The 25,442-nt window shown below is 69.6% G+C and carries 25 protein-coding genes and 1 pseudogene; 13 read left to right on the forward strand and 13 right to left on the reverse strand.

All coding sequences use genetic code 11. From position 1 onward, the window contains the following. Nucleotides 1–169: 169 nt before the first annotated feature. The 3 genes from P3F85_RS12820 to P3F85_RS12830 all read right to left on the reverse strand — a co-directional run bounded on the left by P3F85_RS12820 (nt 170) and on the right by P3F85_RS12830 (nt 2,980). Nucleotides 170–1,753, reverse strand: a complete 1,584-nt coding sequence (locus tag P3F85_RS12820; protein WP_374008027.1) for a sensor histidine kinase — start codon at nt 1,751–1,753, stop codon at nt 170–172. Between the two features lie 105 nt (nt 1,754–1,858). Continuing rightward, nucleotides 1,859–2,086, reverse strand: coding sequence for a hypothetical protein (locus P3F85_RS12825; RefSeq protein ID WP_374008028.1), 228 nt, complete (start codon nt 2,084–2,086; stop codon nt 1,859–1,861). A gap of 123 nt (nt 2,087–2,209) precedes the next feature. Then, nucleotides 2,210–2,980, reverse strand: a complete 771-nt coding sequence (locus P3F85_RS12830; RefSeq protein WP_374008030.1) for a response regulator transcription factor — start codon at nt 2,978–2,980, stop codon at nt 2,210–2,212. A 160-nt stretch (nt 2,981–3,140) separates the two neighbouring features. Here P3F85_RS12830 and P3F85_RS12835 point away from each other — a divergent pair, with 160 nt between their 5' ends. Both P3F85_RS12835 and P3F85_RS12840 read left to right on the forward strand, forming a co-directional pair. Continuing rightward, the gene (locus P3F85_RS12835; protein WP_374008032.1) at nt 3,141–4,679 is read left to right on the forward strand and encodes an ABC transporter permease; all 1,539 of its coding nucleotides are present in this window, start codon (nt 3,141–3,143) and stop codon (nt 4,677–4,679) included. Between the two features lie 58 nt (nt 4,680–4,737). Next, entirely contained in the window at nt 4,738–5,409 is a 672-nt protein-coding gene (locus P3F85_RS12840; RefSeq protein WP_374008033.1) for an ABC transporter ATP-binding protein, read from the forward strand. 1 nt (nt 5,410) lies between these two features. Here the strand turns inward: P3F85_RS12840 and P3F85_RS12845 are convergent, their stop codons facing one another. Continuing rightward, nucleotides 5,411–6,007, reverse strand: a complete 597-nt coding sequence (locus tag P3F85_RS12845; RefSeq protein WP_374008035.1) for a pentapeptide repeat-containing protein — start codon at nt 6,005–6,007, stop codon at nt 5,411–5,413. An 81-nt stretch (nt 6,008–6,088) separates the two neighbouring features. Here P3F85_RS12845 and P3F85_RS12850 point away from each other — a divergent pair, with 81 nt between their 5' ends. Next, the gene (locus P3F85_RS12850) at nt 6,089–6,640 is read left to right on the forward strand and encodes an isochorismatase family protein (RefSeq protein ID WP_374008037.1); all 552 of its coding nucleotides are present in this window, start codon (nt 6,089–6,091) and stop codon (nt 6,638–6,640) included. Between the two features lie 28 nt (nt 6,641–6,668). Continuing rightward, the gene (locus P3F85_RS12855; protein WP_374008039.1) at nt 6,669–7,316 is read left to right on the forward strand and encodes a DedA family protein; all 648 of its coding nucleotides are present in this window, start codon (nt 6,669–6,671) and stop codon (nt 7,314–7,316) included. Here the strand turns inward: P3F85_RS12855 and P3F85_RS12860 are convergent. Next, on the reverse strand, nt 7,306–8,277 hold the full coding sequence (locus tag P3F85_RS12860) for a helix-turn-helix transcriptional regulator (protein WP_374008041.1): 972 nt from the start codon (nt 8,275–8,277) through the stop codon (nt 7,306–7,308). The two genes, P3F85_RS12855 and P3F85_RS12860, sit on opposite strands and share 11 nt — an antisense overlap. A 99-nt stretch (nt 8,278–8,376) precedes the next feature. Between P3F85_RS12860 and P3F85_RS12865 the strand changes: the two genes are divergently transcribed. Further along, nucleotides 8,377–8,826 (forward strand): VOC family protein, encoded by a 450-nt coding sequence (locus P3F85_RS12865; protein WP_374008043.1) that lies wholly within the window; start codon nt 8,377–8,379, stop codon nt 8,824–8,826. Nucleotides 8,827–8,854: 28 nt separating this feature from the next. On the opposite strand, the gene P3F85_RS12870 is transcribed toward P3F85_RS12865, so the two are convergent. The 4 genes from P3F85_RS12870 to P3F85_RS12885 form a co-directional block, all read right to left on the reverse strand. Continuing rightward, nucleotides 8,855–9,904, reverse strand: coding sequence for a sugar phosphate isomerase/epimerase family protein (locus P3F85_RS12870; RefSeq protein ID WP_374008045.1), 1,050 nt, complete (start codon nt 9,902–9,904; stop codon nt 8,855–8,857). Next, entirely contained in the window at nt 9,901–11,010 is a 1,110-nt protein-coding gene (locus tag P3F85_RS12875) for a Gfo/Idh/MocA family protein (RefSeq protein ID WP_374010934.1), read from the reverse strand. Before P3F85_RS12875 ends, P3F85_RS12870 begins: the two co-directional genes overlap by 4 nt. Before the next feature lie 113 nt (nt 11,011–11,123). Further along, complete coding sequence (locus P3F85_RS12880; protein ID WP_374008047.1) at nt 11,124–12,221, reverse strand: Gfo/Idh/MocA family protein; 1,098 nt, start codon at nt 12,219–12,221, stop codon at nt 11,124–11,126. Beyond that, a complete protein-coding gene (locus tag P3F85_RS12885; RefSeq protein ID WP_374008049.1) occupies nt 12,218–12,961 on the reverse strand; it encodes a sugar phosphate isomerase/epimerase family protein in 744 nt (247 codons plus the stop codon). The genes P3F85_RS12880 and P3F85_RS12885 overlap by 4 nt, the downstream gene beginning before the upstream one ends. Before the next feature lie 142 nt (nt 12,962–13,103). On the opposite strand from P3F85_RS12885, the gene P3F85_RS12890 reads away from it, so the two are divergent. The 5 genes from P3F85_RS12890 to P3F85_RS12910 all read left to right on the forward strand — a co-directional run bounded on the left by P3F85_RS12890 (nt 13,104) and on the right by P3F85_RS12910 (nt 18,153). Next, complete coding sequence (locus P3F85_RS12890; protein WP_374008050.1) at nt 13,104–14,294, forward strand: ROK family protein; 1,191 nt, start codon at nt 13,104–13,106, stop codon at nt 14,292–14,294. A gap of 135 nt (nt 14,295–14,429) precedes the next feature. Beyond that, complete coding sequence (locus tag P3F85_RS12895) at nt 14,430–15,464, forward strand: Gfo/Idh/MocA family protein (protein WP_374010935.1); 1,035 nt, start codon at nt 14,430–14,432, stop codon at nt 15,462–15,464. A gap of 2 nt (nt 15,465–15,466) precedes the next feature. Next, nucleotides 15,467–16,195 carry a ThuA domain-containing protein gene (locus tag P3F85_RS12900; RefSeq protein WP_374008052.1) on the forward strand — a complete coding sequence of 243 codons (729 nt, stop codon included), beginning with the start codon at nt 15,467–15,469 and terminating at the stop codon, nt 16,193–16,195. A gap of 72 nt (nt 16,196–16,267) precedes the next feature. Then, nucleotides 16,268–17,311, forward strand: coding sequence for a Gfo/Idh/MocA family protein (locus tag P3F85_RS12905; RefSeq protein ID WP_374008054.1), 1,044 nt, complete (start codon nt 16,268–16,270; stop codon nt 17,309–17,311). After that, on the forward strand, nt 17,308–18,153 hold the full coding sequence (locus P3F85_RS12910; protein ID WP_374008056.1) for a YqaJ viral recombinase family protein: 846 nt from the start codon (nt 17,308–17,310) through the stop codon (nt 18,151–18,153). Before P3F85_RS12905 ends, P3F85_RS12910 begins: the two co-directional genes overlap by 4 nt. 50 nt (nt 18,154–18,203) lie before the next feature. Here P3F85_RS12910 and P3F85_RS12915 read toward each other — a convergent pair. Continuing rightward, nucleotides 18,204–18,872, reverse strand: a pseudogene (locus P3F85_RS12915) (DUF998 domain-containing protein); the annotation flags it as partial. 163 nt (nt 18,873–19,035) lie between these two features. Here P3F85_RS12915 and P3F85_RS12920 point away from each other — a divergent pair. The 3 genes from P3F85_RS12920 to P3F85_RS12930 are packed head-to-tail and all read left to right on the forward strand — an operon-like array spanning nt 19,036 to nt 21,877. Continuing rightward, nucleotides 19,036–20,004: an NADP-dependent oxidoreductase gene (locus P3F85_RS12920; RefSeq protein ID WP_374008058.1), complete on the forward strand. Its 969-nt coding sequence runs from the start codon at nt 19,036–19,038 to the stop codon at nt 20,002–20,004. 44 nt (nt 20,005–20,048) lie between these two features. Further along, the gene (locus tag P3F85_RS12925; RefSeq protein ID WP_374008060.1) at nt 20,049–20,687 is read left to right on the forward strand and encodes an MBL fold metallo-hydrolase; all 639 of its coding nucleotides are present in this window, start codon (nt 20,049–20,051) and stop codon (nt 20,685–20,687) included. Further along, complete coding sequence (locus tag P3F85_RS12930) at nt 20,600–21,877, forward strand: alkyl/aryl-sulfatase (protein ID WP_374008062.1); 1,278 nt, start codon at nt 20,600–20,602, stop codon at nt 21,875–21,877. The genes P3F85_RS12925 and P3F85_RS12930 overlap by 88 nt, the downstream gene beginning before the upstream one ends. A 6-nt stretch (nt 21,878–21,883) precedes the next feature. On the opposite strand, the gene P3F85_RS12935 is transcribed toward P3F85_RS12930, so the two are convergent. The 3 genes from P3F85_RS12935 to rplA all read right to left on the reverse strand — a co-directional run bounded on the left by P3F85_RS12935 (nt 21,884) and on the right by rplA (nt 25,412). Next, entirely contained in the window at nt 21,884–22,420 is a 537-nt protein-coding gene (locus P3F85_RS12935) for a GNAT family N-acetyltransferase (RefSeq protein ID WP_374008064.1), read from the reverse strand. A gap of 67 nt (nt 22,421–22,487) precedes the next feature. Then, nucleotides 22,488–24,485, reverse strand: coding sequence for a protease pro-enzyme activation domain-containing protein (locus P3F85_RS12940; RefSeq protein ID WP_374008066.1), 1,998 nt, complete (start codon nt 24,483–24,485; stop codon nt 22,488–22,490). A 237-nt stretch (nt 24,486–24,722) separates the two neighbouring features. Continuing rightward, a complete protein-coding gene (rplA, locus tag P3F85_RS12945) occupies nt 24,723–25,412 on the reverse strand; it encodes a 50S ribosomal protein L1 (RefSeq protein ID WP_374008068.1) in 690 nt (229 codons plus the stop codon). Between the last annotated feature and the right edge of the window lie 30 nt (nt 25,413–25,442).

Raw genomic sequence — 25,442 nt, forward strand, 5'->3', positions numbered from 1 at the left:
GGCCGCCGGGCAAAGAAAAAAGCTCCGGCCCTGAGGCACGGAGCGCAGAGGCACGGAGCTGAATCGCAGAGAACTGCGGAAACTTGCTTCACACACCTGCGCGGGCCCCACCTGAGTGGATCTTCGGTCATGCAAGCACGACAACCAGCGGTCTTTGGCTCCGTACAGGCTACGGGATGGATCGCGCCTGATGCAAATCGGTTCCGGCGTCGGCTGCGCCGTCCGACGCGGGAGCAAGCGGGAGGCTCACCGTGAACACGGTGCTGCCCGGCTCGCTCGTCACGGTCACGTCTCCCCCGTGCGCGAGCACGACGGCCTGCACGATCGCAAGCCCGAGCCCGGTCGAGCCTGTCGCCCGGTTCCGGGAGGTGTCCCCGCGGGCGAAGCGCTCGAACAGGGTCGACTGCAGCTCCGGCGGGATGCCCGGACCGTCGTCCGCGACGGTGATGACCGCCCGACCTGTCTCGGTGTCCGCCCGCAGACCGGCCGTCACCTTCGTGCCGTCAGGGGTGTGGACGCGCGCGTTCGCGAGGAGGTTGACCAGCACCTGGTGCAGCCGGGGCCCGTCGCCGATCACCTCGACCGGCTCCTCTGGCAGGTCGAGCGTCCACTCGTGGTCGGGGCCTGCGGCGTGTGCGTCGCTGAGGGCGTCGATGAGGAGGAGGGTCACATCCACCGGATCCCGGTCGAGTTCGCGGCCCTCGTCGAGGCGGGCAAGCAGCAGGAGGTCCTCCACCAGCGAGGTCATCCGTGTCGCCTCGGACTCGATGCGGCCGAGCGAACGCGTGACGTCCGGCGGCAGCTCGTGCGGCGCGCGCCGGGTCAGCTCGGCGTAGCCGCGGATGGAGGCGAGCGGGGTGCGGAGCTCGTGACTGGCGTCCGCGACGAACTGGCGCACCTTCTGCTCGCTCGCCTGCCGGGCGGTCAGCGCCGACGCCACGTGCCCGAGCATCCGGTTCAGGGCGGAACCGACCTTGCCGACCTCCGTGTGCGGGTCGGTGTCCTCTTCGGGAACGCGGACGGAGAGCGCCACATCGCCACGGTCGAGCGGCAGCAGCGAGACCTCCTCCGCGGTGGCGGCGACCCGCTCCAGGGGCCGCATCGCCAGGCGGACGACGACGCTCGCCAGCAGGAACGCGAAGATCAGCCCGGCGAGGGTCACCAGCCCGATGACGAGCCCGAGGCGCGCGACCGTCGCGTTCACGTCGCTGAGCGGGAGGCCGATGATGACGCTGTCGCCGTTGGTCAGCTGAGTTGCGGCGATCCGGTACGAGCCAAGTTGCGAACCAAGGTCGACAGTCCGCGGCTTCTCGTCTGCCGGCACCGTCAGCAGCGCCAATCCGTTGATGGACACCTGCTGCGGCGCCAGCGGCTGGTTCTGAGATGAGGTCGGCCGGTCGGCCAGGATGACGGGCGGGAACAGCAGCCCCCCATCCGCGCTGCGCACGGCGCCGAGTGTACCGGTGGGCTGTCCAGGAGTCTGCACGGCCCCAGCAGCTTCCGGAACGGTCGGACCGCCACCATTGATCCGGTCGGCGGCGTGCTGCCCGCGCGCGAGCGCCGACGTGAGCTGCCCATCCAGCCTCTGCATCAGGTAGTTCTGCAGGGCGAAGACGCTCACCGTTCCGATCACCGCGCCCAGCACCGCGAGCATCGCCACGACCACGAGCACCACCCGGCTCCGAAGGGTCCAGGAGCGGAAGGGACGGATGCGCGGGATGCGGCCGCCGCTCGTTCGCTCGGAAGACTTCACACTCTCCATTATCGAGCGTTGGCTTAGCGAGCTCGATGGGAACACTGTGCGGAGCCTGTGCAGGAGGACGCCCCGAGCGCCAGATGGGCTCTCGGGGCGAAAGCCCTACTTCGTGGCGGTAAAGTTGTAGCCCTGACTCGTCTTATAGCAAGCCTGATACAGCTTGTAACCGCTGGATTTCGCGGACGTAATCGCGCTCGAGCACTTAGCCTGACTGCTGTACGGCCCGAACACATAGAGCAGGCCCCCGGCGTTCGCCGCGGTCGACCCGAAAAGCAGTGCACCGACGGCGATCGTTCCCACGGCGGCGACGCGAATGATGTGCTTCTTCATGTTCTTCCTTTCTTGCGCCTTGCGGCTCGAGACAGGATCGCACATTTGAATTACATGTATTTTATTTAGGTCAGTAGACCGGCTCGCGAGCCGTGTCCGGGGCGCCCGCAACGCGGGCTGACGTCATTGCGCGGCCTTCACCATGTAGCCGGCGCCGCGGACCGTGTGGATCATCGGCTCGCGGCCGGCGTCGATCTTCTTGCGGAGGTAGGAGATGTAGAGCTCCACGACGCTGGAGGAGCCGCCGAAGTCGTAGCTCCATACGCGGTCGAGGATCTGCGCCTTGCTGAGCACGCGGCGCGGGTTGCGCATGAGGAAGCGCAGCAGCTCGAACTCGGTGGCGGTCAGCTGGATGGGCTCCCCGTTCCGGTGGACCTCGTAGCTGTCCTCGTCGAGCACGAGGTCGCCGACGATGAGCACCGGGTCGTCGTGGTCGGCGACGGCGGCGCGCGAGCGGCGGAGGAGTCCGCGGAGCCGGGCGACCAGTTCCTCCAGGCTGAACGGCTTCGTGACGTAGTCGTCGCCGCCCGCGGTCAGCCCGGCGATGCGGTCGTCGAGGGAGTCCTTCGCGGTCAGGAAGAGCACGGGCGCCTCGTTGCCGTCGGCGCGCATCCGGGAGAGGACCTGCAGCCCGTCGATGTCGGGCAGCATGATGTCGAGGACCACGACGTCGGGCTTGAACTCGCGGGAGAGTTGCAGCGCCTGCTGGCCGTTGGAAGCCGTCTTAACATCCCAGTCCTCGTAGTGCAGCGCCATCGCGAGCAGGTCGGTCAGGGTCGCCTCATCGTCGACGACGAGGACCCGGATGGAACTGCCGTCCGCCCGGCGCAGCAGGGAACGGGGCTGGCTGGACGATCCGGTGGCGGCACGCGTGTTGATGGTCACCTTTCTCATTATGAGGAGGGGTATGGATGCTGTCTTTGCGGAACCTATGAACTCTCTGAGTGGCCGGGCGAGGACACCCGGCAGATGCATAGCTTCACCACAGCGGGCCGAAAAAGCCGGTACTTAGCCTCCGGCAAGAAGTTCATCGACCAGCACAGTCAGGAAGCCAATGTTCGGGACCTATCTGCGGCGCGAATTGCTCAATCGCCGCAAGCAGACGATCATCATCGCGATCGGCATGGCGCTCGCGATCGCCCTCGTCATCATCGTCGACGCCGTCTCCGGGGGCGTCCGCCAGGCGCAGCAGAGCGTCCTGCAGTCCGTGTACGGCGTGGGAACCGACATCACGGTCAGCCAGCCCGCCACGACCCAGGGCGCCACGGCCCAGCAGGGAGCAGGCGGGGGTCCGCGGTTCGACTTCGGCGCCCAGGCGGGTACCGACACGGGCACCGCGCGGCAGGTGAACACCTCCCGGCTCGAGCCGACCCGCGGCGCGACGGTGATGGATGCGTCCACCCTCACAACCGTGAAGAAGGTGGACAACGTGGCGTCGGCCGCCGCGGTGCTCTCGCTGACCAACACCAGCTTCAGCGGAACGCTGCCCAACTTCCAGCAGCTGCGCGAGCAGCGCGAGAGCGGTCAGGCGGCAGCGCCCACCGCTGCCCCCACGGGCGGCGCGGACGGCGCCGGCGGCAGCTCCTTCACCGTGGACTCGTTCTCGGTGCTGGGCCTCGACCCGGCCGGCAAGTCGGTCGGGCCCCTCGCTTCGGTGACGCTGACCGGAGGACGCAGCTTCACGGCGGCCGACGCGGGCAAGGACGTCGTCGTCCTCGATGCGAGCTACGCCAAGACGGCGAGCAAGGCCGTCGGCGACACCATCACCATCGGCGGCACGGACTTCTCGGTGATCGGGATCGTCGCGGCCACCGGGTCCGACGCCACCACCGCGTCCAACGCGTACATCCCGCTCGACGTCGCACAGACCCTCTCGGGGCAGACGGGCAAGATCTCGTCGGTCTATGTGAAGGCCGCATCCTCCGGGGACATCGACCAGCTCAAGACCGACCTCACGAAAGCGGTCTCCGGCGCGACGGTGAGCACGGAGGCCGATCTCGCGTCGACCGTCTCGGGCTCCCTCGGCAGCGCCGGTCAGCTGATCGCCAACCTCGGCACGTGGCTCTCGGTCATCGTGCTCGCTGCTGCGTTCCTGATCGCCATCCTCTTCACCATCTCCGGCGTCACCCGGCGTACCCGCGAGTTCGGCACCCTGAAGGCGATCGGATGGTCCAACCGCCGCGTCGTCGGCCAGGTCGCCGGCGAGTCGGTCGTCCAGGGTGTCATCGGCGGCGTGATCGGCGTCGCGGTAGGGCTCCTCGGAGTGCTCGTCGTGAACGTGATCTCGCCCACCCTGACCGGCAGCATCAGCCGTGGCTTCAGCGATGCTGCCGGTCGAGGTGCCGGTGCGGCCGGCACTGCGGCGACGAACGTCCCCGGCGCCCGCGGCGGCTTCGCCGGCGGCGGGGCGTTCGGAGCCGTCCGCGAAGCGGCCACCTCCTCGGCCACCGTCGCGCTGCACGCACCCGTCACGCCGTGGATCATCGTCGGCGCTGTCGCGCTCGCGGTGCTCGGCGGCCTGCTCGCCGGTGTCTTCGGCGGATGGCGTGCCTCCCGGCTGCGCCCGGCGGACGCCCTGCGCTCCGTCGCGTGAACCCGGCCGCACGCACACCGCCCGCCTGAACCCGGCCCTCGACCCCCAAGGAGTCACGATGTACACCCTCACCGACGTCACGAAGAAGTACACGCAGTCCAAGCGCCAGGTCGTCGCCCTCAACGACGTCAGCCTGGAGATCCCCGACGGCCAGCTCGTCGCCATCCAGGGCCCGACCGGAGGCGGCAAGTCGACTCTCCTGCAGATGCTGGGCGCCCTCGACCGGCCCACCTCCGGGTCCGTCGTGCTCGGCACGTCCAGTCTCTCCCAGCCGCGGGATGCGAAGCTCGCGAAGATCCGCGCGGAAGAGATCGGATTCGTCTTCCAGGGCTTCAACCTCATCCCGACCCTCACCGCTCAGGAGAACGTGGAGACCGCCCTCGCGCCGCTGGGCGTGAGGGCGGCCGAGCGGAAGCGGCAAGGCGCGGAAGCGCTGGCCTCCGTCGGGCTCGCCGACCGCGGGAGCCACCTCCCCTCCGAGCTCTCCGGCGGGCAGCAGCAGCGCGTCGCCATCGCCCGCGCCCTTGTGAAGGGCCCGGACGTGCTGCTGGCGGACGAGCCGACCGGCAACCTCGACGAAGAGACCCGCGACGAGATCATGGACCTGCTGGAGGGACTGTGGCGCGACCGCGGCCTCACCGTGGTCATCGTCACGCACGACACCGCGGTCGCCAAACGCGCCCAGCGCCGGCTGCACATCAAGCACGGCACGGTTACCGAGGTGGCGTAGGTCACGGAGCGGGGACGACGACCATCCCGAGAGCCTCGACGAGGACGACCGCCTGGCGATCGTCGATGACGGTGCCGCGGAGCACGACATCGGAGGGGTCGACGCCGGTGAGGTCGCTCCCCGCCAGGGTCGCGGCAGTCAGGTCCGCGCCGGTCAGCGTCGCGGCGCTGAGGTCGCATCCCGCAAACGTGGCCTCCTGGCAGTGCGCCTGCGTGAGGTCCGCCTCGCGCAGCCGGACGCCCTCGAAGGTGGCCCCGCGCAGCTCCGCCCGCAGGAGGTTCGTGAACGACCAGTTGCCGCCCTCCACCTTCAGCAGGGCGAACTCGCAGCCGTGGAAGGTGCTCCCGGTGAGCTTGCATCGGCGGAACGCCGCGTCGAAGAAGTTGCAGAACTCGAAGCGGCAGTTCACGAACGCCGAATTGCTGTGCTCGCTGACGTTGAACCGGACCTTGCGGAACACGCAGTCGGTGAAGGTCGCCCCGGAGGTGCGCGCCTCGGTGAGATCGACATCGTCGAATACGACCCCCGTGTACTCGACCCCGTCGAGGTCGCGTCCGTACCAGTCCTCGCCTTTGATGGTGTCCGGGATGCTCGTCACAGGGCGAGCCTAGCCGCGCACACCGACGCCCCCTGCACCACGACCGCCCGGGGAGTAGCATCCCGTCGCAAGGGGGGCACGATGACGACACTCGAAGGACGACCCGGGACCGCGCTGCTGGTGATCGACGTGCAGAACGATGTGATCGGCGGCGCTCATCGCCGGGATGAGGTGGTCGACACCATCCGCGGCCTCATCGACAAGGCCCGTGAGGGCCGGGTTCCGGTGGTCTGGATCCAGCACTCCGATGACAACGTCGTCTACGGCAGCGAGGGCTGGCAGTTCGTGCCCGAACTGACGCGCGACGGGGCTGAGGCGCTGGTGCCGAAGAAGTACGCGGATGCGTTCGAGGGCACGCAGCTCGAGGACGTCCTGGCCGGCGCCGGGGTCGGACGGATCGTCGTCACCGGATCGCAGACCGACGAGTGCATCCGGGCGACCATCCACGGCGGCTTCGTGCGCGGGTACGACGTGACGCTGGTCGGGGATGCACACACCACCGAAGATCTGTCGGAGTGGGGTGCGCCGACGCCCGACCTGGTGATCGCGCACACGAACCTGTACTGGTCGAATCACCGCGCCCCCGGCCGTACGGCAGAGGTCATCGAGGCCGCAGCCGTCGACTTCCGCTGAGGCTGCACCCGCCCGATACGCTCGACGTATGGCCCACGACCTCGCGAACTTCCTCGGGGACGTCGGGCCCATCGTCTTCTACCTGGCCGTCTGGGGACTCGTGTTCGCCGGGACGGCGTTGTTCGTCGGCGTCTTCATCCCGTTCATCACCGGCGACTCGCTGCTCTTCGCCGCCGGGATCCTCACGGGGACGCATCCCGAGCTCTCGATCTGGGTGCTCGCCATCGGTGTCGGGGTCGCCGCGGTGCTGAGCGATCAGGTCGGCTTCCTGCTCGGCCGGCGGCTCGGACGCCCCTACCTGGCGAAACGCGGCGGGCGCTGGGTCCAGGCCGGGGTGCGCCGGGCGGAGCGGTTCTACGAGTTGTTCGGCTGGTGGTCCGTCGTGATCAGCCGCTACATCCCGTGGGGGCGCGTCTTCATCCCGCCCATCGCGGGGATCAGCGCCATGAAGTATTGGCGGTTCTTCACGGCGAACGTCGTCGGCGCGCTCAGCTGGGGTGTGCTGATCACCGTCATCGGTTACTTCGCCGCCGTGAACCCGAGCGTCCGGCCGGTCGCCTACATCGTCGCCGGAGTGGTCATCGCCGCCTCGATCGTCGCCGGTGTGCGCGCGTGGGTGCTCGACCGCCGGTCGCGGCGCGAGCTGGACGTGCCACGCACCGGCCCTACGGCCTGAGCGGGGGTACCAGCCGCCGCGCCAGCACGGCGGCTGCCTCGGCGAGCGCGGGTGGCCCGACAATGTCGAACGGTGCGTCAAAACGCGCGAGCGACGCGAGCAGTCCCATCCAGTTCCACGAGCCGAGCACAACACGGCTGGAGCCATCGTCCCGCTCTTCCACATCGCCGTCGACCAGCCAACCCGCCACCTCTCGCGCGGGGAGGTGAATGACGACCTCGCCGATGCAGGGCCAGCGATTCTCATCGTTCGCGCCCTTGAAACGCGCCGCAACGAAGGTGCGTGCGTCCCCGGTGGGAATCGGCCGGGGGGCGAACCGCGCCCCTCCCGGGGTGCGAGGGGCGAGCCTGTCGAGCCTGAAGATCCGCCAATCGACACGGTCGAGGTCCCACGCCACGAGGTACCAGCGACGGTCGCGCGCGACGAGCCCGTGCGGCTCTACGCGGCGCGGCAACCCCTCGGAACCGCCGTAACCGAAGCGCAGTACGGTCCTCGTCCGGACGGCGTCGCTCACCGTCTCCAGCACCGACGGATCGACTAGACGAGGAGCCGGCTGTGCGTCGCCCCTGTCGCCGAAGCGGTCGTCGTTGAAGCGGATGCCGTCGATGCGGTTCCGCAGCCGCGATGGCATCACCTGGCGCAGGGTCGCCAGGGCTCGCGCGGCCCCTTCTCCGATGTCCGCACCGGACGCCGCCGCGTTCTGCAGCGCGATGGAGAGTGCGACGGCCTGCTCCTCATCGAACAGCAGCGGTGGGAGCTCCGCACCCGCCGCGAGCCGGTAGCCGCCGTCCGGCCCCTTGATCGCCTCGATCCGGTAGCCGAGCTCTCGCAGGCGGTCCACATCCCTCCGGACCGTTCGCGTGCTCACCTCAAGCCGCTCCGCGAGCCGGACTCCCGGCCAGTCGCGGCGCGCCTGCAGCAGCGACAGCATCCGGAGCATTCGTGACGACGTCGCGACCATGAGTCCATTTTCCCGCAAGAAGAGGACCAAAACTGTCCTCTTCTGCTGCCAGCCTTGCGGATGCCGGGAGACGCCCGGCCATAACAGGGAGGACCTTCCATGAGTATCACCACCACGACCCACCTGAACTTCCACGACGGCCGCGCTCGCGATGCGCTCGACTTCTACGCGACCGTGTTCGACGGCAGCGTCATGGCCGCCACCTACGGCGACCTGGGCATGCCTGCCGATCTGCCTGACGCATCACGGGTCGTCTTCGGTCAGGTGGAGTCTGCTGACGGCTTCCGCGTCATGGCCTACGACGTACCGTCGATAGCCGAGGCACCGGCAGCGCCCGGCTCGACCCGTCGGCGGAACGGCACGACCGTCACCGACCGCCCCTTCTTCGTCGCGGTGCGCGGAGGCTCACTCGCGGAGGTGACGCGATACTGGGACCGGCTCGCCGACGATGGCATCGTCATCGAGCCGCTCGCGGCATCCGCATGGTCGGCCGGCTTCGGGATGCTGACCGACCGGTTCGGTGTGACCTGGGTGCTCGACGTGGCCTGAGCCCCACGCCGAGCAGCCAGGCGGCCCGTCAGTCCTGGTTGCTGAACGCGGCGTCGAAGGAGGCGGTCGGCTGCTTCCAGAGCAGTGAGCGGATGTAGCCGACGGCCTCCTTCGCGCCGTGCAGCCGGTCCATGCCTGCGTCCTCCCACTCGATGGAGATCGGGCCGGTGTAGCCGATCGACTCGAGCGCACGGAAGGAGTCCTCCCACGGCACGTCGCCGTGGCCGGTCGAGACGAAGTCCCAGCCGCGACGCGGGTCGCCCCACGGCAGGTGCGAGCCGAGCACTCCGGCGCGGCCGTTCTTCGGACGGAGGCGCGTGTCCTTGCAGTCCACGTGGTAGATCCGGTCCTGGAAGTCGACGATGAAGCCGACGGGGTCGATGTCCTGCCACATCATGTGCGACGGGTCCCAGTTGAACCCGAACGCCTCGCGGTGGTCGATGGCCTCGAGGCTGCGGACGCTGCTCCAGTAGTCGTAGGCGATCTCCGACGGGTGCACTTCGTGCGCGAAGCGGACGCCCTCGCCGTCGAACACGTCGAGGATCGGGTTCCAGCGGTCGGCGAAGTCCTGGTAGCCGGCATCGATGACGGAAGCAGGCACAGGCGGGAACTGGGCGACGTACGGCCAGATGCTCGAGCCGGTGAAGCCGACCACCGTGTCCACGCCGAGCTTGCGCGCGACCTTCGCGGTGAGTGTGAGCTCCTCGGCGGCGCGCTGACGCACACCCTCAGGGTCGCCGTCGCCCCAGACCTTCGAGCCGACGATCGCCTGGTGGCGGAAGTCGATGGGGTCGTCGCAGACGGCCTGGCCCTTGAGGTGGTTCGAGATGGCCCAGACCTTCAGACCGTACCGGTTCAGGATGTCGAGGCGCCCCTGCAGGTACGCGTCGTCCTCCGCCGCGCGCCACACGTCGAGGTGCTCGCCCGAGCAGGCGATCTCGAGACCGTCGTAGCCCCACTCGGAGGCGTACTTCGCGACCTCCTCCAGGGTGAGGTCGGCCCACTGGCCGGTGAAGAGGGTGACCGGGTGGGTGCGACCCGATTCGGGTGCGTTCCCGGTGCTCGTGGCGTCCGTCATTCGTTCGTTCCCATCTCGATCCAGGTGCCCGACTCGGCCGAGTCGATCACAGCGTCCGTGATCCGCACGGCCCGCAGGCCGTCGGTGAAGCGCGGCAGGCCGTCCGGATTCTCGCCCGCGACCGCCGCATAGCTGTCGGCGACGAACGCGTTGAATGCGTCCTGGTAGCCCTGCGCGTGACCGGCGGGGACCACGCAGAGCCGCGCGGCGTCCTCGCTCAGCTGGTCGGCGTCGCGCGGGATGACGAGGCTGCCCGCGCGCCGGCCGACCCACAGGGTCTCCGGCTGCTCCTGGTCGAAGGCCACGCTCTCGGCGCTTCCGGCGATCTCGAGCAGCAGACGGTTCTTGCGGCCGGGCGCGACCTGCGAGACCAGCAAGGTCCCGAGTGCGCCGGAACGCGTCTCGATGACGACGGCGACCGCATCCTCGGTGGTGATGCCCGTATGCGACGCGCGGTCGGCGAACACCGTCCGCTTGGTCGCGGCGACACGGGAGACGCGATCGCCGCTCACGAACTCCACGAGGTCGACGAGGTGGGATCCGATGTCGGCGAACGCGCGGGAGCGGCCGCCCTGATCCGCGTCCACGCGCCAGTTGTCGTCGGCGGCGCCGAGCAGCCAGTCCTGCAGGTACGACGCGTTGATGCTGAGCACCTGCCCGGCCGCGCCGGACGCGAACCGGGCGCGAGCCTCCCGTGCCATCGGGTGGAAGCGGTAGACGAAGGGGACGGTCGCCGTGCGGCCTTCCGCCGCGCTGACGAGGGCCTCGGCGTCCGCAACCGTCGTCGCCAGTGGCTTCTCGCAGATGACGTCCTTGCCGGACGCGAGCACCGCCGCCGCCTGCTCGGCGTGCAGGGCGTTCGGCGTCGTGACGTGCACGACATCGATGGTGTCGTCGGCGAGCAGCTCGTCCAGCGATCCGTACGGCCGCGCGATGCCGAGCCGGTCGGCCGCCGCGGCGGAACGCTCGGGGGTCGACGAGACGATGCCCGCGAGCTCCGCGCGCGCCGCCCGTGCCGCCCGCGAGTGCACCTCGGCCATGAACCCGCCGCCGACGATGGCAACGCGCAGGCGTGCGCCTGCCGTGCCACTGTCACGCCGTTTCAGTCCGCCCACAGCCGGATCGCCGGTCGTCGACTCGCTCGCCGCGCTCACATGGTCCCCATTCGTCGTCGCACCGGTCGTCGTCGCATCTCTCGTCGCCGCATCCGCCGCCGCCCTCAGGCCAGCGTCGCCGCTCGCGGGTCCCAGTCCTCCGGCAGCGCGGGAGCGACCTCGACCGTGCTCTCCACCTCGACCGGAGTCTTTGACTCGCCGGCCTCGATGGTCGACACCATGATGTCGAGCACGTGGTACGCCTGCTCCCCCGATGCCCGCTCGGGCACACCGGCGCGGATGGCGCGGGCGAGCTCGACCACTCCGATGCCGCGGGTGTCGGTGGTCCCCGTCGACGGGAACGTCTCGATGCCGTCGGCACCGTGCACCAGCAGTTCGCCCTCGAAGGTGTTGGGGTCGGGCACGACGAGCGTCCCGTCCGTACCGGCCACCTCGAACTGCTTCCGGTCGAGCTTCGAGTCGAAGCTGAAGACCGACTGTGCCGTCTGGCCGCTCTCGAACTCGTACAGGGCGCTGACGTGCGTCGGCACGGTGACGGCGAACTCTTCGCCGGCACGGGGACCCGATCCGATCACGCGGGTCTCGCGGGCCTTGGACACGGTCGCGCTCACGCGGGCGACCGGCCCGAACAGCTGCACGAGCGCGGTCAGGTAGTACGGGCCGATGTCGAACAGCGGCCCGGCGCCCTCCTGGAACAGGAAGTCGGGGTTGGGGTGCCACGACTCCGGGCCGGGGCTCTGCAGCAGCGTGAGCGCCGTGAGCGGAGCGCCGATGTCGCCGTTCTCGACGAGCCGGCGGGCCGACTGGATGCCGGACCCGAGGAACGTGTCGGGCGCCGTCGCGACGCGCAGCCCCGAGGCGTGCGCGGCGTCGAGCAGCTGGCGGCCGCTGGTGCGGTCGAGCGCGAAGGGCTTCTCGCTCCACACGTGCTTGCCCGCGGCGAGCACCTGCAGGGCCACCTCGACGTGCACCTTGGGGATGGTCAGGTTGACGACGATCTCGATCGCCTCGTCGGCGAGCAGTTCCTCGACCGAGCCGAAGCCCGGGACGCCGAACTTCTCCGCCTGAGCCTGCGCGCGCTCCAGGTCGATGTCGGCCACGAACCGCACATCCAGGTCGGGGAACGAGGTCAGGTTCTCGAGGTACTGGTTGCTGATGACTCCGGCGCCGATGACGCCGACACCCACGCGGCCGGCGCTCATGCGAGGCCCTGGGACGTGAGGAAGGCGAAGCTGTCGGCGACGGCCTGGAAGCGGTCCCCGCGGGAGTCGTCGAGCTCGATCACCCGGAGCGCGTTCGGCGCGGCCGCGATGATCTCCGCGATGGGCAGCGAGCCCTGCCCGACCGCGACCTGGTCCTGGGTCTCTGCGGTGCCGGGACCGTCCTTGATGTGCAGCGCGACCACGCGGTCGCCGAGCTTCGGGAGCAGCGTGACGGGGTCGGCGCCGCCGACGGCCACCCAGTACGTGTCGACCTCAAGGACGACCTCCGGTGCGAGCTTGGAGGCGAAGTACTCGAGTGCGGTGACGCCCTCGATGGTGCTCTCGATCTCGTGCGCGTGGTTGTGGTAGCCGACGCGGACGCCATAGCGGGCGGCGACTTCGGCGGCGGCATTGAGCTGCTCGGCGATCGCCGCGACATCCTCGGCCGTCTGCCAGCGCTCTTCCGGCACGTGCGGGTCGATCACGGTCTCGATGCCCAGCTCCTTGGCGGCGGAGAAGACCTCGTCCAGGTCTCCGCCGATGAAGCTCTGATGCGTGGTGGGTGCGCTGAGGCCCGCATCCCGGAGGCCGTCGCGCAGCGCGTCGCCGAACGAGAGGAAGGCGAAGGGCTCGACCTGGGTGAACCCGATCTCGGCGATCCGCTTCAGCGTCCCTGCCGTGTCCTCGGTCAGGAGTTCTCGGACCGTGTACAGCTGCACGGAGAGGTTTGAGGTCGACACAGTTCTCCTCGTCGAGTCAGTGGATGACGCACCGATCGGTGCGTCATCCATTCAAGCCGGGCTTCTGCCGGATGTCAAACAAAAGTCGACTGCGCATCGACGATCTTTGAGGCGTCCGCGAACATTGTGGTTCAATGCCCTTATGACCGACAGCGCGCGAGACTCGGTGCTCGTCGCCGCAGACGCCGCGGAGCTGCTGGCGATCCTGCGCGACGGCATCCCCCGCACGCGCGCGCAGCTGGCGGAGCTGACGGGCATGGCACGCTCGACCATCGCCGCGCGCATCGACACGCTCACCGCCGCGGGCCTCGTCGCCCCCGCCGGCGACGATGTGTCGTCCGGAGGCCGGCCACCGGCTCGGGTGCGGTTCAACCCCGGGTCGCGGGTCGTCCTGGCGATCGACCTCGGCGCCACGCACGGCGTGGTCGCGCTGACCGACCTCGCCGGATCCATCACCGCGAGCGAGTCGCGCCGGCTCTCCATCGCCGACGGCCCGGAGTCAGTGCTCGACTGGGCGCTCCAGGTCGCCCGGGACCTCTATGCCGGATCAGGCCGCCCGGAGGAGGACCTCGTCGGCGTCGGCGTCGGCGTGCCCGGGCCGGTGGAGCATTCCACCGGCCGCCCCGTGAACCCCCCGATCATGCCCGGCTGGGATCGCTTCGACATCCCCGCGTACATCCGCCGCGTCTTCGATGTGCCGGTCCTCGTCGACAACGACGTGAATCTGCTCGCCCTCGGCGAGCAGGCGCTGATGTGGCCCGACGAGACCGATCTGCTGTTCGTCAAGATCGCGACCGGAGTCGGTGCCGGGATCATCAGCGGAGGCCGGCTGCAGCGCGGTGCGCTCGGCACCGCGGGCGACCTCGGTCATGTCCGTGTTCCGTTCGGGACGGACACCCCGAGCCATGGCGCACAGGATGCCGACCTCGAAGCCCTCGCGAGTGGACCCGCGATCGCCCGGGCGCTGACCGCCGCAGGAATCCCCGCCGAATCGAGCGAGGACGTCGTGGCGCTGGCGCGCACCGGCAATGCGGTCGTGCACGAGGCCATCCGCCAGGCGGGCCGCGACCTCGGCGCGGTGGTGGCTACCTGCGTCAACCTGCTCAACCCGTCGATGATCGTCGTCGGCGGCAGCCTCTCCCGCGTCGGCGAGCAGCTCCTCGCCGGAATGCGCGAGGTCGTGTACCAGCGCTCCACGCCGCTGGCGACACAGCACCTGACCATCACGCAGTCGCGGTCCGGCGAGACCGGTGGCGCCATCGGTGCGGCCATCATGGTCATCAACCGCGCCCTGGACGCCGAACCGGCCTCCGCCCGATCCCTTTTTCGCTGACTGGCGTACCGTCGCCTCCGGACTTATCCCCTTATCCTCGAATCGATTCGAACCCCCGAAAGGAATGTCGTGAGCACCCGCAATGAACCTCTCCGCGCCGGCGTCGTCGGCCTCGGCTGGGCCGGCCAGCAGCACATGGCCGCCTACGACGCGCTGCCCGGCGTCGAACTCGTCGCCATCGCCGGGATGGAGGACGGCCCGCGCGCCGAACTCGGCGAGCAGTACGGCCTCGAGCGGCTCTACCGCGACTGGAAGGACCTCGTCGCCGACGGCGACCTCGACGTCGTCAGCGTCGCGGTGCCGACCTTCCTGCACGCACCCATCGCCGTGGGCGCGCTGGACGCCGGCATCCACGTCCTCAGCGAGAAGCCGATCGCGCGCACTGCGGACGAAGCCCAGACGATGGTGGATGCCGCGCACCGCTCCGGACGCGTGCTGGAGGTCGCATTCAATCACCGCAGGCGCGGCGACATCGAGGCGCTGAAGGCGGCGATCGACGCGGGCCAGATCGGCCGTCCCTACCACGCGCGCGCCACCTGGCTGCGCCGGGCGGGCATTCCCGCGCTCGGCAGCTGGTTCACCAACCGCGAGATGGCCGGTGGCGGACCGCTCATCGACATCGGCGTGCACGTGCTCGACTACGCCCTGCACCTCTTCGGCGAGCCGAAGGTCGAGGCGGTCTCGGCCGTGACCCACGCCGAGCTCGGCATCCGCGGTCGCGGAGGTGCCGCCGCCTCGAAGCAGAACGTCGGCTCCGACTACGAAGTCGAAGACCTCGCCAGCCTCCTGCTGCGGCTCGAAGGCGGCGGTTCGATCGTCATCGAGACGAGCTGGGCGGCCTACCGACCCGCGGGCGACGAGTTCGGGATCACCCTGTACGGCACCGAGGGCGGTGCCGACCTCCGCGTGGTCGACTACGCGCCCTCGGGCGAACTCACCATCTTCACGGGAGAAGGCGAGCAGAGCGAGGACATCAGCGTCACCGCCGACCCCGGACGCGGTCACCTCGCCGTCGTCGAGACCTTCCTCGAGCACGTCGGCGACCCCGCGAACTGGTCGAACTGGGACGGGGCTCTGGCCCTCGACCGCGCGCGTGTCATCGACGCCGCGTACGAGTCGGCCCGCATCGGCGCCGAGGTCCGCCTCTTCCCCGCCACGAAAGGAGCGTGACCATGACACTGCGCGTCACCGTCTGGAATGAGGGCGTCCACGAGGCGACCCAGCCCGAGATTGCCGCGATCTATCCGCACGGCATCCACGGGGCGATCGCCGAAGGCCTCAGTGAGCTGCTCGGCGACGAGGCCGCGATCCGCACCGCGACTCTCGACGATCCCGAACACGGCCTCAGTGAGCAGGCGCTCGACGAGACCGACGTGCTGCTCTGGTGGGGCCATATCGCCCACGACCGCGTCTCGGACGACGTGGTGGAGCGGGTGCGCCGCCACGTCCTCGCCGGGATGGGGCTCATCGTCCTGCACTCGGGCCACTTCTCGAAGATCTTCATCCGGATGCTCGGGACGACCTGCTCGCTGCGCTGGCGCAACCCGGAAGGCGGCGAGCGTGAGCTCGTCTGGAACGTGAACCCGACGCATCCCATCGCCGCGGGCGTGGAACAGCCGATCGTGATCGACGCGCAGGAGATGTACGGGGAGTTCTTCGACATCCCCACGCCGGACGACCTGGTGTTCATCAGTTCGTTCACCGGCGGGGAGGTGTTCCGCTCCGGCGTGACGTTCACGCGGGGCAGGGGCAAGATCTTCTACTTCAGCCCGGGCGATCAGGAGTACCCGGTGTACTTCCACCCGCAGGTGCGCCGCGTGCTCGCCAACGGCGTCCGCTGGGCGGCTCCCGTCGAGGGTGCACGCCAGGCGCCTGAGGTGTCGAACCCGCAGCCGGTCTGATCCACGCCGATCCGCCTGCCCGCTCGATCCACTCGATCCACTCGATCCACTCGATCCCGAGGAGCTGACACCATGACCGACGCACTCGCAGCCCTGCCCGCGCCGCGCTACCCCGACCCTGCGGACGCACCGGCGCTCCGCTGGGGCGTGCTCGGCCCGGGCGGTATCGCCGCCGACTTCACGGACGCCCTGCATCGTCACACCGGCCAGCGCGTCGTCGCGGCCGGGTCGAGGTCGGCCGAACGCGCGGCCGCCTTTGCGGCGGAGCACGGTGTGGAGCGGTCGCACGGCAGCTACGAGGCGCTGGTCTCGGACCCGGAGGTGGATGTCGTCTACATCGCGACTCCGCACAGCGAGCACCTGGAGCACGCGTTGCTCGCGATCGGCGCGGGCAAGCACGTGCTGATCGAGAAGCCGATGGCGGTGACCGCCGAGCAGGCGCGCCGCATCCTGGCCGCGGCGCGCGAGGCGGGCGTGTTCGCCATGGAGGCGATGTGGACACGGTACCTGCCACAGACCGACATCATCCGGCAGCTGCTGGAGCAGGATGCGCTGGGCGAGCTCCGCGTCGTGACCGCCGACTTCGGCGGCCGTGTGCCCTACGATCCGGCGAGCCGGCTCTGGAACCCGTCGCTGGCCGGAGGCGCGCTGCTCGACCTGGGCGTCTACACGGTCTCCTGGGCCTCGTTCGCGCTGGGCGCCCCGGCCGGGATCGTCGCGACCGGAACCCTGGCCCCGAGCGGCGTGGACGAGCAGGCCGCCCTCGTGCTGTCCTCCGCGAGCGGCGCGCAGGCGCTGCTGAGCACGACCCTGCGGGCGGGCACACCGTCGCTGGCGACCATCTGCGGCAGCGAGGGACGCATCGAGACCGACAGCCCGTTCTGGGGTCCGAGCGGAGTGCGCGTGTTCCGGGCCGACGGGACGCTCGCGGCCCACTGGCGCGACCCGTACGGCCGCCCGCACCGCGACGGCATGTCGTATGAAGCCGCCGCTCTCGCCCGCTACATCGGCGAGGGCCGAACGGAGTCGCCGCTGCATCCCCTCGCCGAGGCGGTCGACACGCTCGCGACGATCGACGAGGCACGCAGGCAACTCGGGGCGACGCGCGTGGAGTGACGGCGAGCGTCGGCTGGACGCGGCACAATGGAGAGGTGCTCGACTCCGCTCCGTACCGTACCGCCGACCTGTACCGGCCGGGCGTGCTCGCGGATCTGAGCCCGGCGCGTCCTGCGCCGGTCCCGGTCGTTCCCGCCGTACCGGGACAGTCCGGGCATCTGGCCCGCGTCGTGGCGAGCTCCTCCGACCGGGTCGGCTGGCTGCGTGCCCGCAGCCGCGGCATCACGGCGACGGATGTCGCGAAGCTCTCGACGCCGCGCTCCGTGCGCGCCGCGGCCTACGACAAACTCCACGGTTCGGGATTCGGCGGCAACGTCTTCACCCAGCACGGCCGCTCGCGCGAGCCGGAGATCGCGGCGTGGGTGGCCGCCACCCACGGGATCGAGCCGTCCGACCTCCTCTTCCACGCCGAGCGCGACCGCCGTCACCTGGCGACGCCCGACGGGCTCATCCTCCGCACCGGAGGCCGGATCGAGCTCGCCGAGATCAAGACGACGAACAAGCCGTTCCGCAGCATCCCGCGCCAGTACCTCCGTCAGATCTGGTGGCAGCAGTACGTGCTGGGCGCGGAGCGGACGCTCTTCGTCTGGGAGCAGCACGACGGCTTCGTCCCGATGCGCGACGAGCCGGAGTGCCGCTGGGTCGACCGCGACGAGGCGGAGATCACCAAGCTGGTCACCCTCGCGGCCGACCTGATCGAGATGCTGCGTCAGGCGACCTCGGTGGCCGCGGCGGCCTCCGGCGCGACCACGGCCGCAGCGGGCTCGACCGGCGCTGGCTCGGCCGACGTACCTCCGACGGCGGCGATGCCGACCGGGATCCGCGTCAGCGCGACCGCGTAGACGGCGATCCAGCCGACCGCGACGGTCGTCCCGACCAGCTCCAGCCACGCGCCGACGTCGGCCCCGACGCGGACGATCGCGAGCAGACCGCCCACGATCGTGATCACCGCGACGGCCGCGCAACTCACCCGCGACAGCCGCGAGACGCGCGGCAGACTCCGGCTGAAGCCGACCTGCAGCATCGCGAAGCACGCGGCCGCGAAGCCGAGCACCGCGGAGACCGTGTGGATGAGGTCCTGCGGGGTCGACCGGGGATCCGCCAGCGGAACCGGGCAGTACGGGGAGCACGTCACCTGCGACGCCAGCACGAAACAGGCCGAGGCGAAGCCGAGCGTCAGAGCGGGCGCCCACCGGTCCAGCAGCCGGGCCGATGAGCGGATGTGGCCGCTCGCGACAGCGATCGAGAGGCCCCCGACCGCGATCAGCACCAGCGCGACCGCGAAGGGCCGGGCGGTCGGGGCGCCGGCCGCACCCAGCTCACTCACGTAGACGGCGTAGGGCACCGTCAGCCGCGCCGCCCAGATGACGGCGAGCCCGCCGACCACGCAGATCGTACCGATCGCGAGCAGGATGGGCACTGCGCGTTGCCAGCCGCGGGCGAACAGCGGAACGGCGAAGGGATCGCGCGCGATCCGCAGCAGTCGTCGCACCTGTCGCTCCTCGGATCGTGCCGTCAGGGTTCCGGCCCCTCGGGCTGAGGTCGATCCGGGTCGCAGCATCCTATCCGGCTCAGCGCTGAGAACGACCTGGGGGTATCGGAAACAGATTGTTCACATGCCGTGACCCGTCCGTAACACCGACGACCCACGAGCAGGATTGACTGGCAAAACCGACCGAGAACGGCCAGCGCCACCGCGACGGCCACCGACGAGGGGATGACGGATGTCGAAGACGATGCGGGCCGCGCTTCTGGACGCCCCGGGCGGACCGGAGGCACTGCGCATCGGCGAAGTCCCCCGCCCGGACACGGTGAACGCCGAGTTCCTGGTCAAGGTCGTCGCCGCGAGCGTGAACCCGATCGACGCGAAGACGCGGGCCGGCCGAGGCGTCTTCAGCGCCATCCACTCGTTCCCCGCGGTACTCGGTCATGACTTCAGCGGTGTCGTGGTGGAGTCGCCGTACAGCGCGCATCCCCTGAAACCGGGTGACGAGGTGTTCGGGATGCTGCCGGTTCCGCGCTCCGGCGGCAGCTACGCCGAGTACGTGTCCGCGCCCGCGCTCAGCGTGGTCCGCAAGCCCGCGACGCTCTCGCACATCGAGGCCGCCGCCGCTCCCCTGGCGGCGCTCACCGCCTGGGGCATGGTTGTGGACGTCGCCAAGGCTCACGAGGGCCAGCGGATGCTCATCCATGCCGGCAGTGGAGGCGTCGGGCACTTCGCTGTGCAGTTCGCCTCCTACTTCGGCGCCCACGTCATCGCGACGGCCTCCGGAGCCAAGGCATCGTGGCTGCGCTCCCTCGGGGCCGCCGAGGTCATCGACTACACCACCACCCGCTTCGAGGATGTGGTGCACGGCGCGGACGTCGTCATCGACCTGATCGGCAACGTGCACGACGACACGGGCACCCGTTCCCTCTCGGTCCTGCGCCCGGGTGGCCTCATCGTCAATGCGCCGACCGGCAGCTGGCCGACCTTCGCGGACGACGTCGCTGCGGCCGGAGTCCGGGGCACCGGCTACAAGGTGGCGCCCGACGGCAACACGCTCGCCGTCATCGCCCGTCTCCTCGAAGCGGGCAACGTGCGCGTGCACGTCGACCAGATCTTCCCGCTCGACCGGATCGCCGACGCGCACGCAGCGATCGAGAGCGGCCACACCCGGGGGAAGATCGCGCTCAAAGTCGCCGAGGGCTGACCACTGTCTTGCCGAGCGCGGTGGCGATGGATGCACAATGTGCCATGGCTTCAGACCTCCCGTTCGATGACACACGAGACTTCGACGACGCGCGACGCGGCTTCATCGCCGCGCTGACCCCCGGGGTGATCCGGAACGCGGCCGGCGAGGTCGTGTGGGACAACGACTCCTACACCTCGTTCCTCGACGGCGACGCCCCGGAGACCGTGCATCCGAGCCTCTGGCGCCAGTCGCAACTGGTGTCGATGCAGGGACTGTTCGAGGTCGTCCCGGGCATCTATCAGGTGCGCGGGTTCGACCTCTCCAACATCACCTTCGTCGAAGGCGACACCGGGACGATCGTCATCGATCCGCTGATCTCGACCGAGACGGCCGCCGCGGCTCTCGCCCTCTATCGGGAGCACCGCGGCGACCGGAAGGTCACCGGTGTGATCTACACGCATTCACACGTCGATCACTTCGGCGGGGTGAAGGGCGTCATCACCCAGGAGGAGGTGGATGCGGGAGTGCCGGTCATCGCGCCCGCCGGCTTCCTCGAACATGCCATCGCCGAGAACGTGTACGCCGGCACCGCCATGGCCGGCGTGCGGGCTACATGTACGGTGCAGCGCTCCCCCGTGGACCGCGGGGAGGCGTCGGCGCAGGACTCGGCCAGACGACCTCCACCGGCACCGTCACCCTGATCGCGCCGACCGAGCACATTTCCGAAACGGGTGAGGAACTGACCGTCGACGGCGTCAGGATGGTGTTCCAGCTCGCGCCGGGGTCGGAGGCCCCGTCGGAGATGCACTTCTTCTTCCCCGACCTGGCGGCGCTCTGCATGGCAGAGAACGCGACGCACACGCTGCACAACATCCTGACCATCCGCGGAGCACTGGTGCGCGACCCGCACGCGTGGGCTGGGTACCTGAGCGAGGCGGTCGAGCTGTGGGGCGGCGAGGCGCAGGTCGTGTTCGCCTCGCACCACTGGCCGACCTGGGGCGCCGATAATGCGGTCCACTTCCTCAGCATCCAGCGCGACCTCTACGCCTACCTGCACGACCAGACGGTCCGCCTCCTCAATCAGGGCTACGTGGGCAGCGAGATCGCCGAGTTGATCCAGCTCCCGCCCGCGCTGGACGCGGAGTGGTCGACCCGCGGCTACTACGGCTCGGTGTCGCACAACGTCAAGGCGATCTACCAGCGCTACATGGGCTGGTACGACGGCAATCCTTCGCACCTCTGGCAGCACACTCCGGTGGAGGCCGCGACCCGGTACGTCGAGGCGATGGGCGGCGCGGACGAGGTCATCGCCCGGGCAGCCGAGGCGGTGCACGCCGGCGACGTCCGGTGGGCCGCCCAGCTGCTCGACCACGTGGTGTTCGCCGAGCCCGGGAACACCGCCGCGCGCCGCGACCTGGCCGACGCCCTCGAACGGCTCGGCTTCGGCAGCGAGAACGGCACGTGGCGCGACGCCTACCTGTCGGGTGCTCTCGAGCTGCGGGAGGGCAACTTCGGCACCCCGGTCGAAGTGGATGCGCAGGAGCTCCTGAGCGCGCTGACGCCGTCGCTGTTCTTCGACGCGGTCGCGGTCCAGATCGACGGCCCTCGCGCGTGGGACCTCGACCTGGCCGCACGGTGGGTCTTCCCCGACCGTGGAGAGACGTACCGCAGCACCCTCCGGAACGGGGTGTTCAGTGCGATCAGGGACGGCAAGGGCGAGGTGACACTGACCGTCACCGTCCCTGATTCGGCGCTCGGCCCCCTCGCCTCGGGCCAGGTCGAGAAGGCCGTCGCCGCAGGGCTGCGCCTCGAGGGCGACGCCGCTGAACTTCAGCGCGTGCTCGGCGTGCTTCAGCCCGGCGACCCGGGCTTCGCGATCATCGAACCGTAGTGCGGTTCAGCCGAGCGGCCGCTCCATCACCCAGTCGTCCTCGTACCGGTCGCCGACCAGGAAGCGCTTGGCGCCGACCCGCTCGAAGCCGTGCTTGCCGTAGAAGCGCTGGGCGCGCGCGTTCTCCTCGTTGACGCCCAGCCACATCCCGTGGGCTCCGGCCTCGCCGGCGATGCGCAGGCTCTCGGCCATCAGCCGGCCCGCTACGCCGGCGCCCTGGTGCCCTGGGAGCACGTAGCACTTGCTCAGTTCGGCGCTGGGCCGGATGCGGATCGCGCCGCGCACATCCTCATCCTCGGGCTCGCCCAGATTGACCATCGTGTAGCCGATCGCGGTACCGGCCGCGTCCTCCGCGACCAGCAGGCGCCGGGAGTCGTCGGCCAGGTATCCCGCGAATCGCTCCTCCGAGAGCACCGAGGCGATGAACGCCTCCTTGGCAGCTTCGGTCGTATGCGGCGGACAGGCGAGCGGGAACGTCACGGCGGCGACGGCGGCCAAGGCGGCCTCGTCACCGGGGACGGCCCGGCGGATGGAGACGGTCACAGCTACAGCCTAGACAGCGGACCGGCCGCCTCCCCGCGGGAGACGGCCGGTCCGGGATGCGGCGCGACTAGTGCCGGCCCTGAGCGACCCAGCCGAGCACGTCGAAGGAGACGCCGCCGAGTCCGGTGACGTCGTCGTAGCCCTTCGCCGTCTTCAGCGAGGTGTCCTGGTCCATCGTGACCAGGTAGGTGTTACCGCTGATCTTGCTCGTGTAGACCAGCGCCTGCGACGGGTTCTGCGGCTGGACGTCGCGGAACGCGTTCGGCAGGATGCGCTTCACGCCGTACAGCGTCGGGTTGGCGAACCCGATGGTGGCGTGCGTCGCCTGCTGGACGATCGCGATCTGAGCGGCGACGATCGGCGAGGCCAGCGACGTTCCGCCGTAGGTCTCGTTGATGTAGTCGCCGGTCGCCAGCGTCCCGTCGTCGACGATGGGCCGGATCCCGATCTGGAAGCCGGTGTACGGGTCGGCGAGAGCAGCGACGTCAGGCGAGACGCGCTTGCCCTGGGCGAGCGCCGCCGGGACGATGCCGCGCTGGTAGTCGGGCTGCGCGAAGACCGCGCTGACCCCTCCACCTGCTCCGCCGACGAACCGGGTGCCCGGAAGCGGCTGGACGTAGCTCAGCGTGCCGTCCGCGTTCTTGACGATCTGGTCGAACTGGTCGCCCCAGCCGGTCTCCCACGCGATCTTGCCGTTCTTGTCGATCGCGGTGCTCGTGCCGCCCACCGAGGTCACCCACGGTGAGGAGGCCGGGAAGTCGGGCGATGCGTAGCCGAGGTTGGCCACCTCGTCGCCGTTGTCGCCGCTGGAGAAGTACAGGCCGATGCCCTCACCCGCCGCCTGGAGCTGCAGGTTGACCTCGCCCTGGATCACGTCGGCGGGAACGTCCTCGCCGACATTGCCGTAGCTGTTGCTGACGATGGTGGCGAGCTTGTTGTCGAGGATCTTCGACATCGCGATGTCCAGACCGCCGGAGCAGTCCGTCCCACCGACGTAGAGGATGCGAGCCCCCGGGGCGATCCCGTGGACCGACTCGACGTCGAGCGTCTGCTCACCCTGCCATCCACTCGGCTGCTGGCACAGGTCCTTGTCCGTGAAGGCGCTCGGGCTCGGAACCAGCTGCTGGTACGTGGAGTTGGTCAGCCCCGGCTCGCCGTTCTGCTGCGAGTAAGTGTTGACGTCCTTCAGGATGCTAGGGCTGGCGTAGGCGTCGATGATCGCGACCGTCTGGCCGGTGCCGTTGATGCCTTTGTTGCCCAGGTCGGTCAGACCGTATGCGCTGCGCAGCTGCTTCGGCGTGTACCCGCAGATGTTGGTGCTGTACGAGGTCTGGCCGTTGTACGCGGGCGGGACAGTGACCGTGTTCTCGCCGATGTAGTGCGAGCACGGAGCGTTGATCGCGGGAGCTGCCGCTGCCATCTTGCGGGACACCTGTGGGTCGCCCGAAGCGCCGAGGTCGCCCTGCTTGATGGAGTCGGGCCGCGTCATGGTGCGCGACTGCTCCACGCTGATCGCGGATACCTTCGCCGCGATGGAGGCAGGGACGGACGGCGCCGACGACGGCGCGATCAGTGCCTTGTCACCGTGCTTGAACGTGTGCAGCGACGTCCCGAAGACCGACCCGAGCTGCTCGGGGGTTCCGCGGAAGACGACGTACTGCCGGCTGTCCGGGACGCCCTGGATGGTGAGGCCGGCCGCCTTGATGAAGCTGACGACGGCGTTGAAGTCGGCCTTCGTCGGCGAGAACCGGTTGATCCACTGCTGCGGCGAAAGCGCCTGGCGGTAGCCCCGGTCGAGCGGATTCGAGACGGCCTTGGCAAGGGCTTCGGCGCCCTTCTGGTCGCGGAGAGGCAGGTAGATCTCACCCTGCACCGTGGTGTCGGCGGGGGCCGCGCCTGCGTCATTGGCGGCGGTGGCCCAAGCGGGAACGGAGCCGGCGTAGGTCACCCGGTCGTCAGCGTTCGCAGCGGATGCTCCCGCCAGCGACAAAGCCACCACCGCGGAGGTGGTGGCGATGATCCCGAGAGCCCTCTTGTGGAGGGTTCGAGTGGTACGAAGTGCCATGAATGTCATCCTTCGATTCGGACCGGCTCAACTTCGAGCCGCCGCGCGACGCGCGACAGAAGCGACCCTAAACCTCGGCGTTCTACCGCCACAAGAGGGGGTAGACAGGTCTGCCGAATCCTTTGCCCTGGATGAATTATGCTCAGTGCGCAAAAATCCCCGTTCGGCCCGGGAAACGCCGACGGGGCCGGGACCGGAAACCGGCCCCGACCCCGTCGGGATGTTCGTGGAACGAACTCAGATGGCGTTGACGTCCAGCGGGATGCCCGGGCCGAATGTGGTCGAAACGGCGCCCTTCTGGATGTATCGGCCCTTCGAAGCGGACGGCTTGAGGCGCATGACCTCTTCGAGGGCGGTGGTGATGTTGTCGTTGAGCTGCTCGGCGGTGAAGCCGGCCTTGCCCACCACGAAGTGCACGTTGGCGTGCTTGTCGACGCGGAACTCGATCTTTCCGCCCTTGATGTCGGAGACGGCCTTGGCCACATCCGGGGTGACCGTGCCGGTCTTCGGGTTCGGCATGAGGCCGCGCGGGCCCAGCACCTTGCCGAGACGGCCGACCTGGCCCATGAGCTCCGGGGTGGAGACGGCCGAGTCGAAGTCGGTGTACCCACCGGCGACCTTCTCGATCAGTTCGGCGCCGCCGACCTCGTCCGCACCGGCAGCGATGGCCGCGTCAGCCGCGGGGCCGGTCGCGAACACGATGACGCGGGCGGTCTTGCCCGTACCGTGAGGAAGAATGACGGTACCGCGGACCATCTGGTCCGCCTTGCGGGGGTCGACACCCAGCTTCAGCGCGACCTCGACGGTCGAGTTGAACTTGGCGGAGCCGGTCTCGCGAGCGAGGGCGACAGCCTCCTCGGGGGTGTAGAACTTTCCGGCCTCGATCTTCTCGGCCGCGGCCCGGTAGGCCTTTGACTTCTGTGCCATGTGATTTCTCCTAACGAGAATGTGGTGCGA

Origin of the sequence: Leifsonia sp. T36S-04 (genome assembly GCF_042465655.1) — a bacterium.
Taxonomy (GTDB): Bacteria; Actinomycetota; Actinomycetes; order Actinomycetales; family Microbacteriaceae; genus Leifsonia.

Bases quoted from the DNA above. Each gene is read 5' to 3' on its own strand.
- P3F85_RS12825 (WP_374008028.1), bottom strand. From the start codon at position 2,086: ATGAAGAAGCACATCATTCGCGTCGCCGCCGTGGGAACGATCGCCGTC.
- P3F85_RS12830 (WP_374008030.1), bottom strand. From the start codon at position 2,980: ATGAGAAAGGTGACCATCAACACGCGTGCCGCCACCGGATCGTCCAGC.
- P3F85_RS12835 (WP_374008032.1), top strand. From the start codon at position 3,141: ATGTTCGGGACCTATCTGCGGCGCGAATTGCTCAATCGCCGCAAGCAG.
- P3F85_RS12840 (WP_374008033.1), top strand. From the start codon at position 4,738: ATGTACACCCTCACCGACGTCACGAAGAAGTACACGCAGTCCAAGCGC.
- P3F85_RS12850 (WP_374008037.1), top strand. From the start codon at position 6,089: ATGACGACACTCGAAGGACGACCCGGGACCGCGCTGCTGGTGATCGAC.
- P3F85_RS12855 (WP_374008039.1), top strand. From the start codon at position 6,669: ATGGCCCACGACCTCGCGAACTTCCTCGGGGACGTCGGGCCCATCGTC.
- P3F85_RS12860 (WP_374008041.1), bottom strand. From the start codon at position 8,277: ATGGTCGCGACGTCGTCACGAATGCTCCGGATGCTGTCGCTGCTGCAG.
- P3F85_RS12865 (WP_374008043.1), top strand. From the start codon at position 8,377: ATGAGTATCACCACCACGACCCACCTGAACTTCCACGACGGCCGCGCT.
- P3F85_RS12870 (WP_374008045.1), bottom strand. From the start codon at position 9,904: ATGACGGACGCCACGAGCACCGGGAACGCACCCGAATCGGGTCGCACC.
- P3F85_RS12880 (WP_374008047.1), bottom strand. From the start codon at position 12,221: ATGAGCGCCGGCCGCGTGGGTGTCGGCGTCATCGGCGCCGGAGTCATC.
- P3F85_RS12890 (WP_374008050.1), top strand. From the start codon at position 13,104: ATGACCGACAGCGCGCGAGACTCGGTGCTCGTCGCCGCAGACGCCGCG.
- P3F85_RS12895 (WP_374010935.1), top strand. From the start codon at position 14,430: ATGGCCGCCTACGACGCGCTGCCCGGCGTCGAACTCGTCGCCATCGCC.
- P3F85_RS12900 (WP_374008052.1), top strand. From the start codon at position 15,467: ATGACACTGCGCGTCACCGTCTGGAATGAGGGCGTCCACGAGGCGACC.
- P3F85_RS12905 (WP_374008054.1), top strand. From the start codon at position 16,268: ATGACCGACGCACTCGCAGCCCTGCCCGCGCCGCGCTACCCCGACCCT.
- P3F85_RS12920 (WP_374008058.1), top strand. From the start codon at position 19,036: ATGTCGAAGACGATGCGGGCCGCGCTTCTGGACGCCCCGGGCGGACCG.
- P3F85_RS12925 (WP_374008060.1), top strand. From the start codon at position 20,049: ATGGCTTCAGACCTCCCGTTCGATGACACACGAGACTTCGACGACGCG.
- P3F85_RS12930 (WP_374008062.1), top strand. From the start codon at position 20,600: ATGTACGGTGCAGCGCTCCCCCGTGGACCGCGGGGAGGCGTCGGCGCA.
- P3F85_RS12940 (WP_374008066.1), bottom strand. From the start codon at position 24,485: ATGGCACTTCGTACCACTCGAACCCTCCACAAGAGGGCTCTCGGGATC.
- rplA (WP_374008068.1), bottom strand. From the start codon at position 25,412: ATGGCACAGAAGTCAAAGGCCTACCGGGCCGCGGCCGAGAAGATCGAG.